This window comes from Actinophytocola sp. (assembly GCF_035762905.1).
Lineage (GTDB): Bacteria > Actinomycetota > Actinomycetes > Mycobacteriales > Pseudonocardiaceae > DASYTH01.
The window spans coordinates 15,981-38,127 of the sequence record NZ_DASUCC010000075.1 but is presented as its reverse complement, the minus strand read 5'-3'; the positions used below and the strand labels follow the sequence as shown (position 1 = coordinate 38,127).

The following is a 22,147-nucleotide window of genomic DNA, read 5'->3' as shown; positions in this document are numbered from 1 at the left end:
AGGGCCCGTCCATTCCACAATGGACGGGCCCTGTGCTGGTCGGGGTGACAGGATTTGAACCTGCGACCTCTTCGTCCCGAACGAAGCGCGCTACCAAGCTGCGCCACACCCCGGTGAACCTGTGGCAGTCTAGCTGACGTCCGCGCCGGCTCCGAAGGGGGCGCGTTCGATGCCGGGGTGGGTGTCGGGGTCGGGGGTGCTGCGGGGGACGAGGGTGAGCAGGCTGGCTTCCGGGGGGCAGGCGAAGCGGACCGGGGCGTACGGGGAGGTACCGAGGCCGGCGGAGACGTGCAGCCACATGTGCACTCCCCAACGCGAGGCGCCGCGGGCGCGGGAGCGGTCGAGTTCGCAGTTGGTGACGATGGCGCCGTAACCGGGGATGCGCAGCTGGCCGCCGTGGGTGTGGCCGGCCATCACCAGGTCGTAGCCGTCGGCGGCGAAGGCGTCCAGGACGCGGGGTTCGGGGGAGTGGGTGATGCCGAGGCGCAGGGCGGCCGAGCGGTCCGGGCGGCCGGCGATGTCGGCGTAGCGGTCGCGGCGCAGGTGCGGGTCGTCGACGCCGGCGACGGCGATGGGTTGGCCGTCCACCATCAGCAGGCGGCGGACGTGGGTGAGGTCGAGCCAGCCGCGTTCGATCAGGGCGGCGCGCAGGTCCCGCCAGGGCAGCGGGACGCCGTGGATGCGTTTCTTGGACGGGAACAGGTACCGTGCGGGGTTCTTCGGTCGCGGTGCGTAGTAGTCGTTGCTGCCGAACACGAAGACGCCGGGGACGTCCAGCAGCGGGCCGAGGGCGCGCACAACGGCCGGGACGGCCTGCCGGTGGGCCAGGTTGTCCCCGGTGTTGACCACCAGGTCCGGCTTGAGGTCGGCCAGCGCCGCCACCCAGCGCTGCTTGGACCGCTGGTTCGGCATCATGTGCAGGTCCGAGATGTGCAGCACGCGCAGCGACCGGGCCCCTTCGGACAACACCGGCAGGGTCGCCTGCCGCAGTGTCCAGTGCCGGCGTTCGATGCCGGCGGCGTAGGCGAGGGTCGCGGTGCCGAGGGCGGTCGTGCCCAGCGCGACCCGGCGGACGGTGCTTGCCAACGTGCTCACGTGCCCGAGCGTAACCCGGCGCGGTGAGGATCGGTCACGTGCGCACCCGGCCAGTAGGGTTCGCCACATGCCTTCGCTCAAGGAGCGGCTGAAGGACGACCTCACGGCCGCGATGAAGAACCGGGAGAAGACCAGGGTGGCCACCCTGCGCATGGCGCTGACCGGGGTCACCAACGAGGAGGTGTCCGGTACCGCCGCGCGTGAGCTGACCGACGCCGAGGTCGAGAAGGTCCTCGGCCGCGAGGTGCGCAAGCGCAAGGAGGCGGCGGAGGCGTTCGCCGCCGCCGGCCGGGCCGAGCAGGCACAGGCCGAGCTGGACGAGGCCGCGGTGCTCGCCGAGTATCTCCCCCGCCAGCTCGACGACGACGAGCTGACGGCGCTGGTGGCCGAAGCGGTGGCCGAGGTCACCGAGCAGCTGGGCGCCGCACCCGGCCCGAAGCAGATGGGTCAGGTGATGAAGGCCGCCAACGCCCGGGTGTCCGGCCGCGCCGACGGTGGCCGGGTGGCCGCCCTGGTCAAGGCCCGGCTCACGCAGAGCTGACCAGAAGCCGCCACCCGCTAGGCCGGCTTCTGGATCGGGTCAAGTCCTTGCCCAACCAACGCAACCTCAGGGGCACCGTGCCGGCACCCAGCCACAATCACCCCGTAATCCGCGCGTTCGCTGGGACGCGACAACAGCAGTAAAACCCGGACTAGCGCGGACTAGTTGGGCAGGATGATCGCCCCGCCTTCGCCGGGATCGCCGCCACCGCCACCGCCGCCCCCACCGCCGCGGCCGCCACCGTTGCCGGGGAAGCCCGGAACGCCGGGTATCCCCGGGAAGCCGGGACCGGGGTCAGGCCCCGGCGGGGTGGACGGCGCCGGCGCGATGCCGTTGCTGACGTGGATCGTGACGGTCGCACCGGGGATCGCGTTGCCGCGTGGCGATTGGGCCACGACCGTGCCGCGCTTGGCGGCGTCGTTGCGGGTCCGCGCGGCCACCTTGTACCCGCTGTTCTGCAGGATCTGGGTGGCCTCCTGCTGGCTCTTGCCCACCACGTTGGGCACCTTGGTGTTGTCGCCGCCGTTGAGGTAGCGCGGGTCGGGTGCCGGCAGCGGCATCACCGGCTGGCCGGCCATGATCGGGTTCATCGCCTCGAACCAGGTCTGCGCCGGCGTCTTGCCGCCGAAGATGTTGCCGGTGCCGCACAGCCGGGTCGGGTCGTCGCAGATCGGCCGCGGCCTCGGGCTGTCGTTGAAGGTCAGCACCGCTCCGGCGAGCTGCGGGGTGGCGCCGACGAACCCGGCCGACTTGTGCTCCTGGGTGGTGCCGGTCTTGCCGAGCATCGGCCGGTTCCACTTGGCCGCCGAGGCGGCGCGGGCCGCGGTGCCGGAGGTGTCGTCCTTGCCCATCCCGACCACCAGCGTGTTGGCCAGCGCCTCGGATACGGCCTGGTCACACGGCTGCTCGGGGACGTCGACCTTCTTGCCGTTGCGGTCGAGCACCTCGACGATCGGGCTCGGCGGACACCACACGCCGCCACTCATCAGCGTGGCCGCCACGTTGGCCAGTTCGAGGGTGCTGGTGGCCGCCGGGCTGAGCGTGAACGAGGCCCGGCCCGGGCTGTTGGGCGGGTGGCTCTTGAAGAACTCGACCTGCGACAGCCGCTCCTCGTCGTTCTTCGCGTTGGGGTTCGGCGGCCGGCCCCCGGAGTTCAGCGCCATGGTCTCGCGCAGACCCAGGCGGGACGCGATGTCCACCACCAGGTCCATGCCGACCTGCTCCTCGAGGATGACGAAGCCGGTGTTCGGGGACTTGGCGAGCGCGTCCTGCAGGCTCATCTGGGGGCCGTACTCGCCGGCGTTGCTCAGGCAGTACCAGCGGTTGTCCCCGTCGTCGCGGCGCTCGGTGCGCGGGCACTTCTCGCCGCCACCGGTGAACACCGACGAGACGTGCGTGGCCGGCGTGGCGATGGTCTGGTAGATGCCGCCGCCCCGCTCCAGGTACGCGGCCGCGGTGAAGATCTTGTAGATGGATCCGGCGCCGAACTTGTTGGCGGTGTCGTACGGCAGGCCGTAGACGGTCTCCCCGGCGTCCTTGTTCAACCCGTAGTCCCGGTTGGACACCAGCGCGACGACCTGATGTCGTTCCTTGCCGGGCCGCACGATGGCCATGGTGTTGGCGATGCCGTCGGTGTTCTTGGGGACCTGGTTCTCGGCGGCCACCTTGGCCATGTGCGTCGCGTTGGCGTCGAAGCTGGTCTTGATCACGTAGCCGCCGCTGTAGAGCTGGTCGCGGGGGAAGCCGATCTTCTTCAGGTAGTCCTCGACGTACTGGCAGAAGAAGCCGTACTCCGGCCCGGCCCCGACGCAGTTGGCGGCCGGCTTGTCCGGCGCCGGCAGGATGCCCAGCTCCTCCTTCTTGTAGGTCTCGGCGGCATCCGGCGACAGCTTCTGGGTCTCCACCATCTTGTCGATCACCAGGTTGCGCCGCTTGAGCGTCTCGACCGGCCGCTGCCACGGGTTGTACCGGCTGGGGTTGTTGACCATGCCGGCGAGCAGCGCGGCCTGCGCCACGGTCAGCTTGTCCGGGGTGGTGTGGAAGTAGGCGTGCGCGGCGGCGCCGACCCCGTAGACCTGGTAGGCGAACTCGACGATGTTCAGGTAGCCGGTGAGGATCTCGTCCTTGGTCATCTTCTGTTCGAGCTGAATGGCGATCCGGGCCTCGCGGAGCTTGCGCGTGATGGTCTGCTCCTGGGCGCGCTTCTGCTCGATTTTCTTCTCCGGCTCGTCGCCTCGATAGACGACGTTAATCAGATAGTTTTTCACGTATTGCTGGGTCAGTGTGGACGCACCCTGGACCTCGCCGGAGGTCTGGTTGCTCACCGCGGCGCGCATCGTGCCCCGCCAGTCCACGCCGTTGTGCTCGTAGAAGCGGCGGTCCTCGATCGCGATCAGCGCGGCCTTCATGGTCGGCGAGATCTGCTCGGCGGTCACCGGGATGCGGTACTGGTCGTAGAGGTAGGCGATCGGCGTGCCGTTTGCGTCGGCAACCGTTGTGACCAGGGCAGGGTCGGACGCCACCAGGTTGCCGGACACGCTGTCGATCGCGTCGCTCGCCCGGTTCGAGACCACACCGAGCGCACCCACCGCGGGAAACAGCATGCCGGCGACCAGGACACCGGCCAAAAGACACAGACCGAGAAGCTTCAGCAGGCTGTCTCCGACTCGCACGCGCCTAGCCTACGCGGCACCCGTCCGGAGTACTTTCCGCTCCGAAGAGTTGTTGACATTAGGTAACGGCTGTCGGGGCCGGTGTTCAGTAGGGAACCAGCGACCTCTAGAGTCCGTCAACGTCTCACGACGCGCCAATAGCCGGCCCGCACCCGCGGAGCCGACTGGAGGCACCCGATGCCGGGGGGTGTCGGGTTAAGAGGTCGAGGTGTCGAGACACAGCTAGGGGTGGGGGTCATGCAAAATGACCAGGCAGATTGGCGAGTGAACGCACTGTGCCGAGACGAGGACCCCGACGGATTGTTCGTCCGCGGCAAGGAGCAGCGCAAGGCGAAGTTGGTCTGCGTCGCGTGTCCGGTGCGCACCGAGTGCCTCGCGGAGGCGTTGGATAACCGGATCGAGTTCGGTGTGTGGGGCGGCATGACCGAGCGTGAGCGACGGGCTTTACTCCGGCGCCGCCCGGACGTGACCTCGTGGCGAGAGTTGCTGGACAACGCCCGGCGCGAAGCCACCGAGGATGACGTCCGGGTCGGCTGATCAGCCGGCCAACCCTGCACCGATTTCCCGCAGACCGTCGAGATCGTGCACGTCGGAGGGCATTGCCGGGACCGCGACCACCGGCACCGCAGGATGCGCCTTGGTGAACCGGGCGACCAGCCGGCCCTCCCGTTCCGCCACCGCCACGCGGTCGGCGTGCAGGCGAAGCACCGCCGCCGCCAGCGGAGCCTCCCCGGATCGATCCAGCCGATCGGCCGCGGCCTGCGCGGCCGGCCCGGACAGCCGGGCCAGCACCGGATGGGTCCGGTTCACCACCAACCCGGCCAGCGGCATCCCGTCCTCCGAGAGCCGTTCGACGAAGTAGCTGGCCTCGCGCAGCGCGTCCGGCTCGGGCGCGGCCACCACGACGAACGCGGTGCCCCCGGAGCGCAGCAGCTCGTAGGTCCGCCGGGCCCGCTCCCGGAACCCGCCGAACATCCCGTCGAAGGCCTGCACGAACGCCGAGGCGTCGGCGAGCAGTTGCCCGCCGATGATCGTCGACACGGCCTTGGCGAACAGCCCGAACCCGGCGCTGACCACCTTGCGTACCCCCCAGCCGCCGGCCCGCGCCGGCCCGGTGAGCAGCTTGATCATGCGACCGTCCAGCGCGGCGGACATCCGCTGCGGGGCGTCCAGGAAGTCCAGCGCCGAGCGGCTCGGCGGGGTGTCCACCACGATCAGGTCCCACCGGCCCTCGCCGGCGAGCTGGCCGAGCTTCTCCATCGCCATGTACTCCTGGGTGCCGGAGAACGAGGTGGAGATGGTCTTGTAGAACGGGTTGGCCAGCACCTCCTTGGCCCGCTCCTCCCCGGCGTGCGCCAGCACCATGTCGTCGAACGTGCGGCGCATGTCCAGCATCATCGCGGACAGCTCGCCGGCCGGCTCGAACCCGTCGACCTCGACCGCCTTCGGCGTGTTGCCGAGCGTGCGCAGGCCGAGTGACTGGGCCAGCCGCCGCGCCGGGTCGATGGTGAGCACGACGGTCTTGCGGCCCCGCTCGGCCGCGCGCACCGCGATGGCCGCGGCCGTTGTGGTCTTTCCCACTCCACCCGACCCGCAGCACACGATCACGTGCGTGTCCGGGTCGTCGATCAGCGCGTCGATCCGCAGCGCCCCGGCCACTAGCAGACCCCCTGGTCGACCAGCGCCTCGGCGAACTCGTACAGCGCGGCGATGTCCACCCCGTCGTTGCTCTCCGGCAGCTCCAGGATCGGCAGGTCCACCTCGCCGAGCTGGTCCCGGGCGCGCCGCTGCGCCTGCACCTGGACGGCGTGCTCGACGGTCTCGGCCACCAGCCCGTCCAGGCCGGCGGCGACCGGGTCGAGCCCGGCCGCGGTCAGGCCGCCACGCACCCGGCCGGCGTCCACCCGCCCGCCCGCGGCCGAGGTCACCGAGCGGGCCGGCAGCCGGGACGGCCGGACCCGGTTCAGGATCGCCGCGCCGGGCCGCAGCTCGGCGCCGTCCAGCTCGGCCACCGCCTCGATGGTCTCCCGCACCGGCATCTCCTCGAGCAGCGTGACCAGGTGCACCGCGGTGTCCCCGGAGTGCAGCAGGCGCACCACGCCCTCGCTGTGCCCCTTGATCGGCCCGACCTTGGCCAGGTCGACCATGGCCCGGGTGACGTCGAGGAACTTCACGATCCGCCCGGTCGGCGGGGCGTCCAGCACGACCGCGTCATAGACGTGCCGGCCATGCTCGTCGGTGCGCCCGACGCACTCCTTGACCTTGCCGGTGAGCAGCACGTCTCGCAGGCCGGGGGCGATCGTGGTGGCGAACTCGATGGCGCCCATCCGGCGCAGCGTCCGGCCGGCGAACCCCAGGTTGTAGAACATGGTGAAGTACTCGAGCAGGGCCGCCTCGGCGTCCACGTGCAGCGCGCGCACCTCGCCGCCCCCCGGCGCCGCGGCGATCCGCTGCTCGGCGTAGGGCAGCGGCGCGGTGTCGAACAGCTGGGCCACGCCCTGCCGGCCCTCCACCTCGATCAGCAGGATCCGCCGGCCGCCGGTGGCCAGCGCGAGGGCCAGCGCCGCGGCGACCGTGGTCTTGCCGGTGCCACCCTTACCGGTGACCACATGCAGCCGCGCCCGGGCGATGGTGTCGTTCCAACCGGAACCGGCAGTGGTCACCGGACCAGCCTAAATGTCCGGTTCCCCGAATGCCGTTCAATGTCAGCTGGCCAACAGCATGACCGTCACGGTGAGCCCGACGAGGATGACCAGCGCCCAGGACAGCCACGGCGCCAGCGCGGTGGCGACCAGTACGCAGAGCACCGCGAAGATGGTGAACGTGATCGCGCCGGCCAGCGCCACCTGGCCGGTGGTGGATCCGCTGCGCTCCCGCACCTTCGCCATGGTGAGCAGGACCAGGACCAGGCCGCCGGCGGCGATCAGCGCCGCGGCGATCAGTCGCCAGGCTTCCATTGGAACACGGTAGCGGTCATCCCGGTTCGTTCCGTGACGACTACGCTGCCGCTTCATGACCCAGTGGGAGTACGCCACGGTGCCGTTGCTGATCCACGCCACCAAGCAGATCCTCGACCAGTGGGGATCGGACGGCTGGGAGCTGGTGACCGTGCTGCCGGGACCGACCGGTGAGCAGCTGGTGGCTTACCTCAAGCGGCCGAAGGCGGCCTGAGCCGTGCCAGCCTGGAGCGACCGGCTGACCGAGCTCGGCATCCGGCTGCCCGCGGTGGCGCCGCCGGCCGGCGCCTACGTCCCGGCGGTGCGTACCGGCACGCTGGTGTTCACCTCCGGCCAGGTTCCGTTCGTGGACGGGGTGATCGCCGCCACCGGGAAGGTCGGCGCCGAGATCGCGCCCGAGGAGGCCAAGCAGCACGCCCGCACCTGTGCCCTGAACGCGCTGGCCGCGGTGGATGCGCTGGTCGGCATGGACGCGGTGGTGCGGGTGGTGAAGGTGGTCGGCTTCGTGGCCTCCGCCGAGGGGTTCACCGGCCAGCCGACCGTGCTCAACGGGGCGTCCGAGCTGCTCGGCGAGGTGTTCGGCGAGGCAGGCCGGCATGCCCGGTCCGCCGTCGGGGTGGCCGAGCTGCCGCTCGGGGTGCCGGTCGAGGTGGAGCTGGTCGTCGAGGTCCGCCCGGATGAATGATCCGGTCGGGTCCTGCCACGAACTGCTGCTGCGGCTGGCCGGGCGGTTACCGGACCGGCAGCTGTGGCGGTTCCGGGACTGGCTGGCCGCCGGCGCGCTGGACGCGCTGGCCCGGTCGCTGCCGCTGACCCTGTTGCGGGACCGGCTGGCGATCACCGCGCAGGAGTCTCAGCTGCTCAACGCGGCACTGCTGACCGCAGGAGCCGATCTGGGGTTGCTCAACGCGCTGCCATGGGTAGACGAAATCGGCGATGTCGGCTACACCTTCACCCCAGAGTCGCCCGAATGGGTGAGCACGGGTGACTCGACGGCGGTAGTGCTCGGCGCGGTCCTCTCCGGCCGTTCCGAAGTGCTCGACGTGCGCGGGAGCTGGCGCCGGCACCGGTCCGGACCTGGCCCGGTGTGCCGGATCGTGCTGGTCACCGCCGCGGCCGAGCACGCGCGGCTGACCGGCGAGTTGCAGCGGGTACTGCGCGCGCTCGGCACCTACGAGCCGGGCGTGGAGGTGCTGCCGGACGGCGGTGAGCTGCCGGCGTACCACCAGGCGGCGCTCGCGGCCTCCGAGCCGCTGCTGCCGGGGCTGCGCGGCTACCGGAGGCAGCCGACCGGCCGCTGACCACCGCCGCCCGACGACCGTGAGGAGACTTCGTGGCCCAGGTAGCCGACTTACCGGTTCGGGCGCACGATCTGCTGCTCACCTTCGCCGGCAGAGTCGACGACGACGCGCTGGCCGACGCGCGTGAGCTGCTGGCCTCGGCCGAAGTGGACCGCACGCTGGAGTTCCTGGTCGGCTGCCTGATCGCCGGCCGGATCCCGATCGGTGCGGCGCAGCGGTCCGAGTTGGACGCGCTGTTCACCCAGACCTATCTGGACCGGACGTTGTTCAACCGGCTCACCGTCGACGACGCGTCGGCCGCGGTGCGCCACCGGTTCGGCGGCAGCGAGGACGCCGGGCACGGGGTCGCCGAGGGCGCGCACCGGGTGCTCGACATGCTTCCGGACGTCCGCTCGGTGTGGTCGGTGTGGCGGCTGACCCCGGCCGGAGCGGCGTCCGGGCCGGTGCCACACCGGGTGGTGCTGGTCGGCGTCGGGCCGGGTGGATTTCCCCCGGCCACCTCCTACCGGCTGGAGCACGCGCTGCGCCGGGCCGGCATCCGGGCCTCGGTGGAGGTGCTCCGGGACGGCGCCGAGGCGCCCGAATACCACCACGCGGCCATGCAGCACGCCAGCCAGGTACCGCTGGTCCCGGCCGCGGCGATCACCGCCGGCCCGCCCCGGCCGGGGATCGGCGCGGCCCAGGACAGCCTGACCCGGATCCCCGCGGTGCCCCCGCCGCCCCGCGCCCCGGTACCGGCGGGTCTGGACAGCAACCCCCGCACGCCCGCCGTGCCCCGCCTGGAGCCGCCCAGCCTCGGCCGGGTGCCGGCCGCCCAACTCGGCCCGCCCAGCGTGCCGGCGATGCCGGCCGGCCCGCCCAGCCAGACCCGGATGCCGGCCGCCCAAATCGGCCGGTCACCGGTGCCACCGCCGATGCCGGGGCCCCCGAGCGTCTCGCGGATGCCGGCCGCCCAGGCCGGCCCGCCGAGCATGTCGCCGATGCCGGCCGCCCAACTCGGACCGCCGAGCATGTCCCGGATGCCAGCCGCCCAGGCCGGTCCACCGAGCCTGCCAGCCGGGCAATCCAGCCTGACCCGGATGCCGGCCGCCCAGGCGAGTTCGCCCGGGATGCCGCCGCCGGGTGGCCTCCGCCCGCCCGCGCCGCCGGCCGGCCCGCCGAGCCTGTCCCGGATGCCGCCGGCCCGGCCCGCCGGCCCGGCGCTGCCCCGCTTGGATCCGCCCAGCCTCGGCCGCACGCAGGCCGTGCCCCGCTTGGATCCGCCGAGCTTCCCCGGCCGCACGCAGGCCGTGCCCCGCTTGGATCCGCCGAGCTTCCCCGGCCCCGGCCAGGTTGGCCCGCCGAGCCTGTCCCGGATGCCAGCCGCCCAGGCCGGCCCGCCGAGCATGTCCCGGACGCCGCCGGCGGTGCCGCGGCTGGATCCCCCGAGCCTGGGCCGCGCCCGCGCGGTCGCCCCGCCGAGCATGTCCGGGATGCCGCCGGCCCGGCCCGGCGGGCCGGCGGTGCCCGGTCTGGAGCCGCCCAGCCTGGGCCGCACCGCGCCGGCCCCGTCGTGGATGAACGAGCTGCCCCCGTCGCCGTACGCCAACGCCAGGCCGGCATTGCCCGGCGGCGCCGACGCCGCGCTCAGCGAGCAGGAGAAGAACCTGCTGCGCCAGCTTCAGGACGAGCTGGTCCGCCGCGAGCGCGCCGAGGCCGAGCGCACCGCCCGGCACGGCGGCGGTCAGAACGGCAACGGCAACTACGGCTGGCCCAACTCCGGCAGCCCGACCATGGTCAACGGCTTCCCGCCGCAGTACCCCGACCACCGCCGCTGACCACCGGCGGTTCGGGGCGGGCCGGTTAGCGCGGGAACCCGCCGCCGAACTGGGCGGCGGCCAAACCACGGGCGGCCAGGTAGCCGACGTTGTCCATGAGCCGCTGCACGTGCAGGCCGCGGCTGACGTCGCAGCGGTGCACCGTCTGTCCGTTGTGCACCATCGACAGGAAGTCGTCCAGCAGCCGGTGGAAGCAGTCCTGAGCGCTCTCGTTGCGCACCGCCAGCTCCCGGTAGCCGTGCATCCCGTAGACCGACACGTCGGAGATCGACGGGCGCACCGGCGTACGCATCGACATGGTCGCGGTGCTCGTCGCGCCGCTGGCGTGGGACAGCACCACCTGCCAGAGGTCCGGCTCGCCGCGGTGGGCCGCGAGCACCCCGTTGACCTCGCCGAGCGCGGCGTCGAGCAGGTCAAGCACGTGCGGCCCGACGTCGGCAAGCGCCCCGCCCTCGTGCCGCCACTGCGAGCGGGAGAACTCGCCGCCGAGCAGCGCGCCGGAGATCCACCGCGCGGTCCCGCCGGTCCAGCCGCCGGCCCGGTGCAGCTCGTCCAGCCATTCGATGGTGCTGGCGGCGAACCGGCGCAGGAACACCACGACGGTGGCCACGGCGGCGTCGTCCGCGGCCGCCACCAGCTGCTCGGCCTCGTCCACCGTGGACGCGACCGGCTTCTCCAGGATCAGGTGCCGGCCGGCCCGGGCGGCGTGCACGGCGAGCGGGGCCTGGATCGCCGGCGGGACCGCGAACGAGACGGCCTCCACCGAGGACACCAGCTCCTTGAACGAGTGGGCCACCGTCGCGCCGTACGGCGCGGCCACCTCGGCCGCCGCGTTCGGTCGCCGGGCGAACACCGAAACGAGCCGGGTTCGCGGGTGCGCGGCGATGGCGGGCGCGTGCACGGAGCGCGCCCAAGGTCCGGAGCCCACCAGGCCCACGCGTAGCGGAGTGTCCCCACGTTCTGCCATGGCCACACATCCTGCACCCTCGTAGGCTCGGGGCGTGCGTGACCTGCCCACTGAACTGGTTTTGCCGCCCGGGTTCGTTCCGGAGGACCCCCCCGACCCACCGGTCACGCCCCGGGATTCGGCCACGGTCATGCTGGTCAGGGATGCCGAGGCGGGGATCGAGGTGTTCCTGCTGCGCCGGGTAAGGGGCATGGCGTTCGCCGGCGGGATGACCGTCTTTCCCGGTGGCTCGGTCGACCCGCGCGACGCCGACACCTCGGTCGCCTGGCACGGCCCGGAGCCGGCCTGGTGGGGCCGCCGGTTCGGGGTGGACCCGGCGCTGGCCAGGGCGCTGGTGTGCGCGGCGGTGCGGGAGACGTTCGAGGAGTCCGGCGTGCTGCTGGCCGGCCCGGACGCGACCGGTGTGGTGTCCGACACCCGGCCGTACCACGAGGCCCGGCGGCAGCTGGTCGAGCGGGAGACCTCGCTGGCCCAGTTCCTCGCCGATGCCGGCCTGGTGCTGCGCGCGGACCTGTTGCGGCCGTGGGCGAACTGGGTGACCCCGGAGGCCGAGCGGCGCCGGTTCGACACCCGGTTCTTCCTGGCCGCGGTGCCGGACGGGCAGCGCGCCGACGGCGCCACCACGGAGGCCGCCGAGGCCGGCTGGTACCGGCCGACCGACGCGCTGGACGACTGGAAGCAGGGCCGCCGTGGCCTGCTGCCGCCGACCTGGACCACGCTGGCGGAGCTGGAGGAGTGCGGCTCGCTGGCCGACGCGATGCACCGCGACCGCACGATCACCAAGCTGATGCCGCGGGTGGTGCGGGACGGGGACGTGCTGCGGCTGCTGGTGAACGGTGAACCCGGCTACGACAGCGCCGCCAACCACCTCGACGCTCGCCCGGACGACCGGCTGGAGCGCCGGTGACCGCTCTCGCCCACCCGGCCTACGGCATCCCGCGGCCGGTGGCCCCGTTCGCCGAGGTGCTGCTGGAGAACAACCCGTCCGCGATGACCCTGGACGGCACCAACACCTGGCTGCTGCGCGGCCCCGGCGCGGACCGCTGCGTCGTGGTCGACCCGGGCACCCGGGACCAGAGCCACCTGGAGCGGGTGGCCGCCGCGGCCGGCCCGGTGGCGGTGATCCTGATCACCCATCACCACGGCGACCACGTCGGCGGCGCCTCCTGGCTGGCCGAGCGGACCGGCGCGCCGGTCCGGGCGTTCGACGCCGGACTGTGCCGGGACGCCGACCCGCTCACCGACGGCGAGGTGGTCGCGGCCGCCGGGCTGGAGCTGGCCGTGCGGCACACGCCCGGCCACACCGCGGACTCCGTGTGCTTCGCGGTCGGCGCCGGCGGGGTCCGCGCGGTGCTGACCGGCGACACCGTGCTGGGCCGGGGCACCACGGTGGTCTTCGACCTCGGCGCCTACCTGGACTCGCTGCGTGCGCTAGCCGCCGCCGAGCCGGGCACCCTGGTGCTTCCCGGGCACGGCCCGGAGCTGCCGGACCTGGCCGGCACCGCCGCGATGTACCTGGCGCACCGCGAGGAGCGGCTGGACCAGGTGCGCGCGGCGCTGCGCCGACTCGGTCCGGACGCCAGCCCGCGCGCGGTGGTCGAGCTGGTCTACGCCGACGTGGACCCGTCGCTGTGGGGCCCGGCCGAGTGGTCGGTCCGGGCCCAACTGGACTACCTGCGCTAGCCCGCCTCTCCGGGATTAACTGCAGTTGTTGCGTTCCAGCCAGTGGTGCGGTGAGCGGGTTGACTGTGGCTGGGTTGCGTCACGGTGCCCCTGAGGTTGCCGTTGGTTGGTCCGAGACTTGTCTTAATGATCGACGCGACAGGCCTCGGGGTACTGCCCACCTAGGCCGGTGTTGGTGGGCGCATCGGCATCACGATGTAGCGCAGGTTCGGTTCGCCGGGTTCGGCCGCGGTCAGGATCGTGGCCCGCATCCCGGGCTGGATGGCGAGGCGCACGGTGCCGCCGAGGAACGGCTTCAGCGCGTCGGTGAGGTAGCGGGCCTGGAACGACTGCCCGGTCCGCCCGCCGTCCACCGTGGCCTTGACCGACTCCTCGGCCTCGCCGGCGGTCTGGTCCGCGCCGCGCAGCCGGACCTCGGCATCGCCCACCTCGAGCAGCAGCACGCCGCGCGGATCGGTGTACAGGCCGACCCGGCGCACCGCACCGGCCAGCGCGTCGGCGTCCAGCTCCAACTGGGTGTCCACGGCCGAAGTGACCACCTTGGACTCGTGGATGGCCGTGCCGTCCAGCACCGCCGTGGTCACCTCGGCGGCACCCCAGGACAGGCCCAGCCCGTCCCGGCCGGCGTGCAGCGTCAGCGTGCCGGCGTCCGGGATCTGCCGGGCGATCTCGACCAGCAGCGGCGCCGGCACCAGCGCGTCCAGCTCACCCGCCGGCCGCCAGGGTAAGGACGCGACCGCCATCCGGAACCGATCGGTGGCCAGCAGCACCAGTCGGTCGCCGTCGGACCGGATCCGCACCCCGGTGTAGAGCGGCAGCGCGTCGTCCCGGGACGCGGTCGCGGCCACCGTGGTGAGCGCCTCGGCCAGCGGCGCGGCGCCGACCTCACCGACCCGGGCCGGCAGCTCCGGCACACCGGGATGGATCTCGGCATCCAGCAGCGGCAGGGCGTAGCGGGCGCCGGGCACCCGGACGGCCAGCCGGCTGCCCTCGACGACCAGCCGCACCTCGGGCTCGGCCAGCGCCCGTAACGTCTCGGCCAGCGGCCGGGCCGGCACCAGCACCCGGCCGTCGGTGTGCACCAGGGCCGGGCAGCGCAGCCGGACCGAGCGCTCCCGGTCGCACGCGGCCAGGCGCACGCCGCCGGCCTCCGCGGTGATCAGCAGGCCGGACAGCACCGGGTCGGTGAGCCGGCCGGGCACCAGCCGGACCGCGTCGGAGGCGACCCGGGCGAGATCGGCGGTGGTCACGGTGAGGTCCATGGCGCGCACGCTAACCGGGAACACCGACAAATCCGGTGCCACGCATAACCGGGCCGCCAATCGTTCACCCGTCGGCTGTTCCGCAGGTCGGTTCCGCACCCCTAGGTTGACCGGCATGTGCGAGCAACCGTGCGAGGACCGCCTGCGCCGCCGGACCGTGTTGGCCGGCTCCGGGGCGCTGGCCGTGGCCGGGACGCTGCTCCCGGGCGTCGCCTTCGCCGAGCCGGACGGGGCCGAGCCCACCGGCGAGCAGACCAGGACCGTCACCGGCACGCTGCGCCCGGACGTGCCGGACTGGTACTACCTGCCGGTGGACGTGCCCCGCGGGGTGCGCGAGATCGAGGTTTCCTACAGCTACGACCGGCCGCAGGTCCCGCAAGGCGCCAAGGGAAATTCCCTGGACATCGGCATGTTCTCGCCGGCCGGCATCCAGTTGGGCAACGACCGCGGGTTCCGCGGCTGGTCCGGCGGGGCCCGCGACCGGTTCACGATCAGCGCCGGTGCGGCCACCCCGGGCTACCTGCCCGGGCCGATCGAGCCGGGCCGCTGGCACGTGCTCCTCGGGCCGTACACGGTGGCCCAGCAGGGGCTCAACTACTCGGTGACCGTCACGCTGCGGTTCGGCCACCCCGACCCGGCGTTCAGGCCAGCGCCCGCGCCGGTCAGCGCCCCGGCGCGGGACCGAGGCCGAGCCTGGTACCGCGGTGACGGCCACCTGCACACGGTGCACTCCGACGGCCTGCGCACCCCGGCCGAGCTGGTGGCCGCGGCCCGCGCCGCCGGCCTGGACTTCATCGTCTCCACCGAGCACAACACCTCGAGCGCGGCGTTGCAGTGGGGTGCGCACGCCACCGACGACCTGCTCATCGTCAACGGTGAGGAGGTGACCACCCGGACCGGGCACTGGCCGGCCTGGCACCTCCCGGCCGGCAAGTGGATCGACTGGCGGTACCGGGCCGGGGACCGGCACCAGTTCCGCCGGTTCGCCGAGGAGGTGCGCCGGGCCGGCGGGCTGGTTGTCGCGGCCCACCCGTTCACCCCGTGCGTCGGCTGCTCATGGGGCTTCGGCTACCAGCACGCCGACCTGGTCGAGGTGTGGAACGGCCCGTGGACCCTGGACGACGAGGCCTCGGTGATCAACTGGGACGGGCTGCTGCGGGCCGGCACGTTCCTGCCCGCGGTGGGCAACAGCGACGCGCACAACCTCGACCATGTGGTGGGGCTGCCGCAGAACGTGGTGCTGGCCGACGAGCTCGGCCCGCGCCGGCTGATGGACGGCTTCAAGGCCGGGCGGAGCTGGATCGCCGAGTCGGCCGGTGTCGAGCTGACCTTCACGGCCACCGACGGCACCCGCCGGGCCGGCATCGGTGAGCGGCTGCGGGCCGGCACCGGCGCACCGGTCACCGTCGAGCTGACCGTGTCCGGCGTGCCGGGCACGGCGGTCCGGTTCCTGGACCAGAACGGTCCACAGTGGATCCAGCCGGTCGGCGCGACCGGGACGGCCACGGTCCGGTGGGTGGCGCAGACCCGCTACTCCCAGTGGGTCCGCGCCGAGGTGCGTCGCCCGGTGGCCACCGCCACCACGCCGGACACGATGGTGGCGCTGACCAACCCGATCTTCCTCGACTCCTAGGCGGTCGCCGGGACCAGGGCCGCGCGGGCCGGCGGGGTCGTGGCGGGCTGCGCGGTCACGGTGTGCCGGCGGGCCCAGACCAGGGCGGCGACCAGGAGGCCGGCCGCGCTGGAGGCGAGGAACGAGGCGCGGATGCCGGCGTGCTCGACCAGCCAGCCGCTGGCCGACTGGCCGAGGGCCAGGCCGAAGGTCACCGAGGTGATCACCCAACCGAACGCCTCGGTGACCGTGCCGGCCGGCGCGACGTTCTCAAGGGCCGCCGAGTGCGCGGTGGCCTGCGGGGTGATCAGCAGGCCGGTCACCAGGAGCAGCAGGGTCAGGCCGAGCAGGCTGTCCGGGATGGCCAGCGGCGCGATCAGCACCGAGAACCCGGCCAGCAGCATGGGCAGGCGCAGGTGCAGCGGACGGGGCCACGGGCGGGTGGCGTACAGGATGCCGAAGATCACCGAGCTGGCCGAGCAGAGCGCCAGCATCAGGCCGCCGACCGGGGCGTGCCCGGCCCGGGTGGCGGCGGCCGGCACGGCGACCTCGATGAAGCCGATGGTGAGGCCGAAGCCCAGCGCCGCAAGGGCCACGGTGCGCATGCCGGGGCTGGACATCGCGCCGAGCAGGCGCCCGCCCCGGCCGGCGGGGTCGGCGGCCGGCCTGGTCCGGCGGACCGCCGGGGTCAGCGCGAAGCCGATGCCGCCGAGCAGCATGCAGGCGCTGCCGGCGACCACGCCGGTGCCCGGCCACGGTGCGACGATCAGCACACCGGCCAGCGCGGGCCCGAGGATGAAGAACACCTCCATGCTGATCGCCTCGTAGGCGTAGGCGGCGGCACGGGCGGACCCGGGCGGCAGCAGCCGGGTCCACAGCGCCCGGGAGGCGGAGCCGACGGTGGGCTGGGTCAGGCCGATGACGAACGCCAGCCCGACCAGCACCCAGGTGGCCGCCCGAGCCTCGATGACCAGCACTCCGGCGACCACCGCGCAGGCGAACAGCGCGCAGGTGACCAGCAGCGGACGGGTCGGCCCGAGCCGGTCCATCAGCCGGCCCTGCCCGACCGATCCGACCGCCACGCCGGCCAGCACGCCGGCCGACACCAGGCCGGCGATCGCGAACGATCCGGTCTGGCGCTGCACGTAGAGCAGCAGCGACAGGCCGATCATGGCGATCGGCAGCCGGGCGAGCAGCGCGGTGACGACCGGCGCACGCGCGCCGGGCGTGGTGAGCGCGGCACGATAGTCGGACAGGCGAGCTGAGTGGGACATGTCTTCCAGTAAAGCAAACTTTGGTACGCACGTACCACTAAATTTGGCCCCGGTTCACCTCGTCGAGTGAACCGGGGTTTGCTCCCGCGGGTCTTCGGGTAGGCCCAAGGCCGGGCCTTTGAGGTCTCGGTTTGGTAACGCTGTTGGCGATCCCGGCCGGTCGGAACAACCGAGGCCGGCCCCGGGAGTCCCACCAAGTGAAAAGGGCTTGAGCGAATCCGCAGAACGACGTGCGATGGTTGAAGAACTTGCTGGAATCAGGTAACGGATCCGGCCGCCGCAGCGTTTAACGGAACGCCGAAACACCCTTCGGTACACGGGTCGGGGCCTAGTACCGGAGGGCGGGGAAGCGCGGGGCGTCGGGGATGACCCGCGCAACACGGGGACCGGTGCGCCGCGTCGGGGGCGGCGCCCGGTCCCTTTCGTTCGTGCTGGACGTCTCAGCGGGCCCGGCGGGCCAGCCGCTCCGGATCCATGATCAGCACGCTCTTGCCCTCCAGACGCAGCCAACCGCGATGCGCGAAGTCGGCCAGCGCCTTGTTCACCGTCTCCCGGGATGCGCCGACGTACTGCGCGATCTCCTCCTGGGTGAGGTCGTGCGTCACCCGCAGCAGACCGGCCTCCTGGCTGCCGAACCGCTGGGCGAGCTGCAGCAGCGCCTTGGCCACCCGGCCCGGGACATCGGTGAAGATGAGGTCGGCCAGCATGCCGTTGGTCCGGCGCAGTCGCCGCGCGACCACCCGGAGCAGCTGATCGGCGATCTCCGGCCGGTTCGCGATCCACTGCCGCAACGCCGGACGGTCCATCGTCACCGCGCGCACCTCGGTCACCGTGGTGGCCGTCGAGGTCCGCGGACCCGGGTCGAAGATGGACAGTTCACCGAACATGTCCGACGGCCCGAAGATGCCGAGCAGGTTCTCCCGGCCGTCCGGCGATTTGCGCCCGAGCTTCACCTTGCCGGCCAGGATGATGTACAGCCGGTCGCCGGGCTCACCCTCGGCGAAGATCACGTGTCCGCGTGGGAACTCCACAGGTTCCAGCGTGGAAGCGAGCGCTTCGGCCGCGGCCGGTTCCACACCCTGGAAGATGCCCGCCCTAGCGAGGGTCTCTTCCACGTCATGCCTCCCGATTCACCTGCGGCGCCAGACCCCGCGTGACGATGCGAGTCGCCGCTGATCACTGGATGCAGTGTAGGACCTGTGCCGACCGACACGTGTCGTGGACTCGCGGGACGGCTCCCGGCGAACCCTTCAGACCTTGACCCGGCGGCCGCGCAGCCGGGCCGCCCGGCCACCCAGCCGGCGCAGCCGGAACAGTTCGAGGGCGCGGCCGATGCCGTGTCCGTACAGCGCGCGCACCTCGTCCGGGCGCGCCTGCTCGAGGAACTCCTCGACCTCTTCCTCCTGCACGGCGACATGCCGCAGCCTGGCCTCGACGCGCTCCATGAACAGCGCGAAGAACATGACGACTAGGGGCACCGCGAACACGAACCATACGGTCATAAGATCGTCGATCCTCGCTCATCGAGTTCGGCCATTGTGGACACCGGTCCACGCCGGCAAGGTCGGGCGGTCACTGAGAGAGACGTCCAGGGCACGTTTGGGGTTGTTCGGAGGCCCGTAGGCTAGCGGTGTGCCACCCGCGACCCGACGGCCACCCCACCGAGGTACCACGACGGCGTCCACGTCAAACGGCTCGGTGGACCAGGATCCCGGCCTGGTGCGCCGCGCCCGCCGGATGACCAGGGCGCTTGCCGAGGCCTACCCGGACGCCCACTGTGAGCTGGATTTCACCAATCCGCTCGAGTTGGCGGTGGCCACGATCTTGTCCGCCCAGTCCACCGACGTGCGGGTGAACCTCACCACACCGGCGGTCTTCGCGAAGTACCGCACCGCCGCCGACTACGCGGGGGCGGACCGCGCCGAGCTGGAAGAGCTGATCAAGCCGACCGGCTTCTACCGGAACAAGACCAGCTCGCTGATCGGCCTTGGCGCCGCGCTGGTGGAGCGGTTCGGCGGCGAGCTGCCCGGCAACCTCGACGACCTGGTCACCCTGCCCGGCATCGGCCGAAAGACCGCCAACGTGATCCTCGGCAACGCCTTCGGGGTGCCCGGCATCACGGTCGACACCCACTTCGGCCGGTTGACCCGGCGGTGGCGGTGGACGGCGATGGAGGATCCGGTGAAAGTGGAGCATGAGATCGCCCGGCTGATCCCGCGCAAGGACTGGACCATGCTGTCCCACTGGGTGATCTTCCACGGCCGCCGGGTCTGCCACGCCCGCAAGCCCGCCTGCGGCGCCTGCCTGCTGTTCCGCGACTGCCCGGCCTACGGCACCGGGCCGACCGACCCGGAGGCCGCGGCCAAGCTGGTCAAGGGCGTCGAGGCGGAGCACCTGATCGAGCTGGCCGAGCGCACCCGCGAGGGGTATCGCCCGGGGGCGGTGAAGAGCGGCGAATGAGCAACCGGCAACGCTGGCTGCTGGCCGGGTTGATCGTGGTCGTCGCCGCGGTGGTGGCGCTCTGGCCGCGATCCGACCCGCCGAACGCCGGCCCGGCCGGACCGCCCGCCGCGGAGCCGCCCGACCTGTCCACCGCCCGGGCGTCGGCCGCCCTCACGCCGTGCGCTCAGACGGAAGCCCCGGCCGCGGTCCCGTCGGGGCCGGCGGAGCTGTCCGGGGTGAGTGCCGAATGCCTGGCCGACGGCTCCCGCGTCGACCTCGCCGCGCTGCTGTCCGGCCGGGCGGTGCTGGTCAACGTGTGGGCCACCTGGTGCGAGCCGTGCCGGGAGGAGCTGCCGCTGCTGGCCGAGTATGCCGCGGCGCCGGACGCGCTGCCGGTGGTCGGCCTGGCCGTGCGCAGCGACCCGGCCGGCGCCCTCAGGTTGCTGACCGAGCTGCGGGTGCGGTTCCCGAACCTGGTCGACCAGCAGGACGCGGCGCTGCGCGCGCTGCGGGTGCCGGACGCGCTGCCGGCCTCCTACCTGGTCGGCCCGGACGGGTCGGTGCACCTGATCACCGATCCGCGCGTGTTCCGCTCGGTCGAGTCGGTGCGACAGACTGTCGCCCATTACCTGCCCCGCGACGGAAACGGCAGCTCATGACGGCAGACCACGGGCCGCTGGTCGACCCGGCCGACGTTCCGGAGTGGCTGCGCGGGCTGGTCACCGCCAGCGGCGAGCTGGACAGCAGCCGGTTCCTCCGGATGCCGCCGCCGGGTACCGATGTCCGGGACGCCGCCGTGCTGGTGCTGTTCGGCGAGCAGGAGGTGCACGGGCCGGACGTGCTGCTGCAGCTGCGGGCCGGCGGTGGCGGCGCGCACTCCGGCCAGGTCGCCTTCCCGGGCGGCGCCGCCGAACCGGATGACGACGGGCCGGTGGGCACCGCGCTGCGCGAGGCGGTCGAGGAGACCGGGGTCGACCCGTCCGGCGTGCGGCCGCTGGCCGTGCTGCCCACGCTGCACATCCCCGTGTCCGGCTTCCACGTGACCCCGGTGCTGGCGCACTGGGAGCGGCCCAGCCGGGTGTGGGCGGTGGACCCGGCCGAGACGGCGGCCGTGGCCCGGGCGCCGATCCGGCTGCTCACCGACCCGGCCAACCGGTTCCTGGTGCGGCACCCGTCGGGATTCGTCGGGCCGGCGTTCGCGCTGCCTGGCATGCTTGTCTGGGGTTTCACCGCCGGAGTACTGACCATGCTGCTCGAGGTGGCCGGCTGGGAGCGGGCCTGGGACACCCGCGACGTCCGGGACCTGGACGCCGCATGGCAGGCGGTGGGGGTAGAAGCATGAACTGGGTGGATCTGGTCGTCATCGGGCTTGCCGTGCTGGCCGCGGTGTCCGGTGCGCGGCAGGGCGTGATCATCGCGCTGCCGGCGTTCATCGGGGTGCTGGTCGGCGGCATCGCCGGGGTGCTGATCGCTCCGCTGGTCGTGGAGAGCGTCGACTCCACCCCGACCAGGGTCGGCTTCGCCTTCGCCATCTTCGTGTTGTTCATCGCGCTCGGCGAGACCGTCGGGGTGTGGGTCGGGCGGAGCATCCGGCAGCGGTTCTCCTCGCCCAAACTGTCCGGTGTGGACAGTGCGCTCGGTGCGGTGGTGCAGGGCCTCGTGGTGTTCGTGGTGTGCTGGCTGATCGGCTCGGCCCTGGCCACCGTGGGCAACCTGCCGAACCTGGCCTCGGCGATCAACCGGTCGGTGGTGCTCGGCGGGGTCGACGACGTGATGCCGGCCGCGGCCAGGGATCTCCCCGCCGCGCTGCGCAAGATCCTCGACGACACCGGCTTCCCGGCCGTGGTCGATCCGTTCAACCGCGCGCCGAGCCGGGAGGTCGCGCCGCCGGACCCGGCACTGCAGGCCAGCGAGGTGGTGCAGCGGGTGCGGCCGAGCGTGCTCAAGGTCCGGGCCAAGGCGCCGTCCTGCGAACGCGCCCTCGAGGGCACCGGGTTCGTGATCGCGCCGCAGCGGGTGCTGACCAACGCGCACGTGCTGGCCGGAGCCAACGAGGTGACCGTCGAGTCCGGCGACCGGGAACTGCGCGCCCGGGTCGTGCACTACGACCCGGAGACCGACGTCGCGGTGCTGGCCGTGCCGGGCCTGACCGCGCCTGCGATGCGGTTCGCGGCGCAGGACGCCGGATCCGGCCAGGACAGCATCGTGCTCGGCTACCCGCTGGACGGGCCGTACACCGCGGCGCCGTCCCGGGTCCGGGACCGGATCTCGTTGAACGGGCCGGACATCTACAGCTCGCGCACGGTCAACCGGGACGTGTTCACGCTGCGCGCGGTGGTCAAGAGCGGCAACTCGGGTGGACCGCTGATCGACCCGGATGGCCAGGTGCTCGGCGTGGTGTTCGGGGCCGCGGTGGACAACTCCGACACCGGCTTCGCGCTCACCGCCGACGAGGTGCGCGACGAGGTGGCCGCGGCGCCGAGCCTGACCAGCCAGGTGGGCACCGGCCGGTGCGCCGACTGAG

Annotated in this window: 23 protein-coding genes and 1 tRNA gene; 13 read left to right on the top strand and 11 right to left on the bottom strand. The window is 72.8% G+C overall.

The window, feature by feature from the left end; translation table 11 throughout:
• Window positions 1–36: 36 nt before the first annotated feature.
• Both VFV67_RS14960 and VFV67_RS14955 read right to left on the bottom strand, forming a co-directional pair.
• Window positions 37–113 (bottom strand) — tRNA-Pro (locus VFV67_RS14960).
• Window positions 114–129: 16 nt separating this feature from the next.
• Window positions 130–1,059, bottom strand: coding sequence for a metallophosphoesterase (locus VFV67_RS14955; RefSeq protein WP_326470529.1), 930 nt, complete (start codon window positions 1,057–1,059; stop codon window positions 130–132).
• 103 nt (window positions 1,060–1,162) lie between these two features.
• On the opposite strand from VFV67_RS14955, the gene VFV67_RS14950 reads away from it, so the two are divergent.
• Entirely contained in the window at window positions 1,163–1,636 is a 474-nt protein-coding gene (locus VFV67_RS14950; protein WP_326470517.1) for a GatB/YqeY domain-containing protein, read from the top strand.
• A gap of 161 nt (window positions 1,637–1,797) precedes the next feature.
• Here the strand turns inward: VFV67_RS14950 and VFV67_RS14945 are convergent, their stop codons facing one another.
• On the bottom strand, window positions 1,798–4,308 hold the full coding sequence (locus tag VFV67_RS14945; protein ID WP_326470515.1) for a penicillin-binding protein: 2,511 nt from the start codon (window positions 4,306–4,308) through the stop codon (window positions 1,798–1,800).
• 237 nt (window positions 4,309–4,545) lie between these two features.
• Between VFV67_RS14945 and VFV67_RS14940 the strand changes: the two genes are divergently transcribed.
• The gene (locus VFV67_RS14940; RefSeq protein WP_326470513.1) at window positions 4,546–4,845 is read left to right on the top strand and encodes a WhiB family transcriptional regulator; all 300 of its coding nucleotides are present in this window, start codon (window positions 4,546–4,548) and stop codon (window positions 4,843–4,845) included.
• Here the strand turns inward: VFV67_RS14940 and VFV67_RS14935 are convergent, their stop codons facing one another.
• From VFV67_RS14935 to VFV67_RS14925, 3 genes are read right to left on the bottom strand one after another with little or no spacing between them, the layout of a single operon-like run.
• Window positions 4,846–5,967 (bottom strand): ArsA family ATPase, encoded by a 1,122-nt coding sequence (locus tag VFV67_RS14935; RefSeq protein ID WP_326470511.1) that lies wholly within the window; start codon window positions 5,965–5,967, stop codon window positions 4,846–4,848.
• A complete protein-coding gene (locus VFV67_RS14930) occupies window positions 5,967–6,971 on the bottom strand; it encodes an ArsA-related P-loop ATPase (protein WP_326470510.1) in 1,005 nt (334 codons plus the stop codon). Before VFV67_RS14930 ends, VFV67_RS14935 begins: the two co-directional genes overlap by 1 nt.
• A 42-nt stretch (window positions 6,972–7,013) precedes the next feature.
• Entirely contained in the window at window positions 7,014–7,265 is a 252-nt protein-coding gene (locus VFV67_RS14925; protein WP_326470508.1) for a hypothetical protein, read from the bottom strand.
• Between the two features lie 55 nt (window positions 7,266–7,320).
• Between VFV67_RS14925 and VFV67_RS14920 the strand changes: the two genes are divergently transcribed.
• From VFV67_RS14920 to VFV67_RS14905, 4 genes are read left to right on the top strand one after another with little or no spacing between them, the layout of a single operon-like run.
• Entirely contained in the window at window positions 7,321–7,479 is a 159-nt protein-coding gene (locus tag VFV67_RS14920) for a hypothetical protein (RefSeq protein WP_326470507.1), read from the top strand.
• A 3-nt stretch (window positions 7,480–7,482) separates the two neighbouring features.
• On the top strand, window positions 7,483–7,950 hold the full coding sequence (locus VFV67_RS14915) for a RidA family protein (protein WP_326470506.1): 468 nt from the start codon (window positions 7,483–7,485) through the stop codon (window positions 7,948–7,950).
• The gene (locus VFV67_RS14910; RefSeq protein WP_326470504.1) at window positions 7,943–8,566 is read left to right on the top strand and encodes a hypothetical protein; all 624 of its coding nucleotides are present in this window, start codon (window positions 7,943–7,945) and stop codon (window positions 8,564–8,566) included. The genes VFV67_RS14915 and VFV67_RS14910 overlap by 8 nt, the downstream gene beginning before the upstream one ends.
• Before the next feature lie 32 nt (window positions 8,567–8,598).
• Window positions 8,599–10,383 (top strand): hypothetical protein, encoded by a 1,785-nt coding sequence (locus tag VFV67_RS14905; RefSeq protein WP_326470502.1) that lies wholly within the window; start codon window positions 8,599–8,601, stop codon window positions 10,381–10,383.
• Window positions 10,384–10,408: 25 nt separating this feature from the next.
• Here the strand turns inward: VFV67_RS14905 and VFV67_RS14900 are convergent, their stop codons facing one another.
• Window positions 10,409–11,350 carry a Gfo/Idh/MocA family oxidoreductase gene (locus tag VFV67_RS14900; RefSeq protein ID WP_326470500.1) on the bottom strand — a complete coding sequence of 314 codons (942 nt, stop codon included), beginning with the start codon at window positions 11,348–11,350 and terminating at the stop codon, window positions 10,409–10,411.
• 43 nt (window positions 11,351–11,393) lie between these two features.
• On the opposite strand from VFV67_RS14900, the gene VFV67_RS14895 reads away from it, so the two are divergent.
• The gene (locus tag VFV67_RS14895) at window positions 11,394–12,257 is read left to right on the top strand and encodes an NUDIX hydrolase (RefSeq protein ID WP_326470527.1); all 864 of its coding nucleotides are present in this window, start codon (window positions 11,394–11,396) and stop codon (window positions 12,255–12,257) included.
• Window positions 12,254–13,033, top strand: coding sequence for an MBL fold metallo-hydrolase (locus VFV67_RS14890; protein WP_326470498.1), 780 nt, complete (start codon window positions 12,254–12,256; stop codon window positions 13,031–13,033). The genes VFV67_RS14895 and VFV67_RS14890 overlap by 4 nt, the downstream gene beginning before the upstream one ends.
• A 161-nt stretch (window positions 13,034–13,194) precedes the next feature.
• Here the strand turns inward: VFV67_RS14890 and dnaN are convergent, their stop codons facing one another.
• The gene (gene dnaN, locus VFV67_RS14885; RefSeq protein WP_326470496.1) at window positions 13,195–14,295 is read right to left on the bottom strand and encodes a DNA polymerase III subunit beta; all 1,101 of its coding nucleotides are present in this window, start codon (window positions 14,293–14,295) and stop codon (window positions 13,195–13,197) included.
• A gap of 115 nt (window positions 14,296–14,410) precedes the next feature.
• On the opposite strand from dnaN, the gene VFV67_RS14880 reads away from it, so the two are divergent.
• Complete coding sequence (locus VFV67_RS14880) at window positions 14,411–15,928, top strand: CehA/McbA family metallohydrolase (protein WP_326470495.1); 1,518 nt, start codon at window positions 14,411–14,413, stop codon at window positions 15,926–15,928.
• Here VFV67_RS14880 and VFV67_RS14875 read toward each other — a convergent pair.
• The 3 genes from VFV67_RS14875 to VFV67_RS14865 form a co-directional block, all read right to left on the bottom strand.
• Window positions 15,925–17,181: an MFS transporter gene (locus tag VFV67_RS14875; protein ID WP_326470494.1), complete on the bottom strand. Its 1,257-nt coding sequence runs from the start codon at window positions 17,179–17,181 to the stop codon at window positions 15,925–15,927. The genes VFV67_RS14880 and VFV67_RS14875 overlap by 4 nt on opposite strands.
• A gap of 440 nt (window positions 17,182–17,621) precedes the next feature.
• Window positions 17,622–18,296 (bottom strand): Crp/Fnr family transcriptional regulator, encoded by a 675-nt coding sequence (locus VFV67_RS14870; RefSeq protein ID WP_326470493.1) that lies wholly within the window; start codon window positions 18,294–18,296, stop codon window positions 17,622–17,624.
• Between the two features lie 135 nt (window positions 18,297–18,431).
• Window positions 18,432–18,683 carry a hypothetical protein gene (locus VFV67_RS14865; protein WP_326470492.1) on the bottom strand — a complete coding sequence of 84 codons (252 nt, stop codon included), beginning with the start codon at window positions 18,681–18,683 and terminating at the stop codon, window positions 18,432–18,434.
• Window positions 18,684–18,918: 235 nt separating this feature from the next.
• Between VFV67_RS14865 and nth the strand changes: the two genes are divergently transcribed.
• The 4 genes from nth to VFV67_RS14845 are packed head-to-tail and all read left to right on the top strand — an operon-like array spanning window position 18,919 to window position 22,146.
• The gene (nth, locus tag VFV67_RS14860) at window positions 18,919–19,641 is read left to right on the top strand and encodes an endonuclease III (RefSeq protein WP_326470525.1); all 723 of its coding nucleotides are present in this window, start codon (window positions 18,919–18,921) and stop codon (window positions 19,639–19,641) included.
• Window positions 19,638–20,282 carry a TlpA disulfide reductase family protein gene (locus VFV67_RS14855; RefSeq protein ID WP_326470490.1) on the top strand — a complete coding sequence of 215 codons (645 nt, stop codon included), beginning with the start codon at window positions 19,638–19,640 and terminating at the stop codon, window positions 20,280–20,282. The genes nth and VFV67_RS14855 overlap by 4 nt, the downstream gene beginning before the upstream one ends.
• Entirely contained in the window at window positions 20,279–20,965 is a 687-nt protein-coding gene (locus VFV67_RS14850) for a CoA pyrophosphatase (protein WP_326470488.1), read from the top strand. The genes VFV67_RS14855 and VFV67_RS14850 overlap by 4 nt, the downstream gene beginning before the upstream one ends.
• Complete coding sequence (locus VFV67_RS14845) at window positions 20,962–22,146, top strand: MarP family serine protease (protein WP_326470487.1); 1,185 nt, start codon at window positions 20,962–20,964, stop codon at window positions 22,144–22,146. Before VFV67_RS14850 ends, VFV67_RS14845 begins: the two co-directional genes overlap by 4 nt.
• Window position 22,147 lies beyond the last annotated feature (1 nt).

What these genes read in the sequence shown, in the direction of transcription:
- VFV67_RS14950 (WP_326470517.1), top strand. Translation starts at nt 1,163, where the DNA reads ATGCCTTCGCTCAAGGAGCGGCTGAAGGACGACCTCACGGCCGCGATG.
- VFV67_RS14940 (WP_326470513.1), top strand. Translation starts at nt 4,546, where the DNA reads ATGCAAAATGACCAGGCAGATTGGCGAGTGAACGCACTGTGCCGAGAC.
- VFV67_RS14925 (WP_326470508.1), bottom strand. Translation starts at nt 7,265, where the DNA reads ATGGAAGCCTGGCGACTGATCGCCGCGGCGCTGATCGCCGCCGGCGGC.
- VFV67_RS14920 (WP_326470507.1), top strand. Translation starts at nt 7,321, where the DNA reads ATGACCCAGTGGGAGTACGCCACGGTGCCGTTGCTGATCCACGCCACC.
- VFV67_RS14910 (WP_326470504.1), top strand. Translation starts at nt 7,943, where the DNA reads ATGAATGATCCGGTCGGGTCCTGCCACGAACTGCTGCTGCGGCTGGCC.
- VFV67_RS14900 (WP_326470500.1), bottom strand. Translation starts at nt 11,350, where the DNA reads ATGGCAGAACGTGGGGACACTCCGCTACGCGTGGGCCTGGTGGGCTCC.
- dnaN (WP_326470496.1), bottom strand. Translation starts at nt 14,295, where the DNA reads ATGGACCTCACCGTGACCACCGCCGATCTCGCCCGGGTCGCCTCCGAC.
- VFV67_RS14880 (WP_326470495.1), top strand. Translation starts at nt 14,411, where the DNA reads ATGTGCGAGCAACCGTGCGAGGACCGCCTGCGCCGCCGGACCGTGTTG.
- VFV67_RS14875 (WP_326470494.1), bottom strand. Translation starts at nt 17,181, where the DNA reads ATGTCCCACTCAGCTCGCCTGTCCGACTATCGTGCCGCGCTCACCACG.
- VFV67_RS14865 (WP_326470492.1), bottom strand. Translation starts at nt 18,683, where the DNA reads ATGACCGTATGGTTCGTGTTCGCGGTGCCCCTAGTCGTCATGTTCTTC.
- nth (WP_326470525.1), top strand. Translation starts at nt 18,919, where the DNA reads ATGACCAGGGCGCTTGCCGAGGCCTACCCGGACGCCCACTGTGAGCTG.
- VFV67_RS14855 (WP_326470490.1), top strand. Translation starts at nt 19,638, where the DNA reads ATGAGCAACCGGCAACGCTGGCTGCTGGCCGGGTTGATCGTGGTCGTC.
- VFV67_RS14850 (WP_326470488.1), top strand. Translation starts at nt 20,279, where the DNA reads ATGACGGCAGACCACGGGCCGCTGGTCGACCCGGCCGACGTTCCGGAG.
- VFV67_RS14845 (WP_326470487.1), top strand. Translation starts at nt 20,962, where the DNA reads ATGAACTGGGTGGATCTGGTCGTCATCGGGCTTGCCGTGCTGGCCGCG.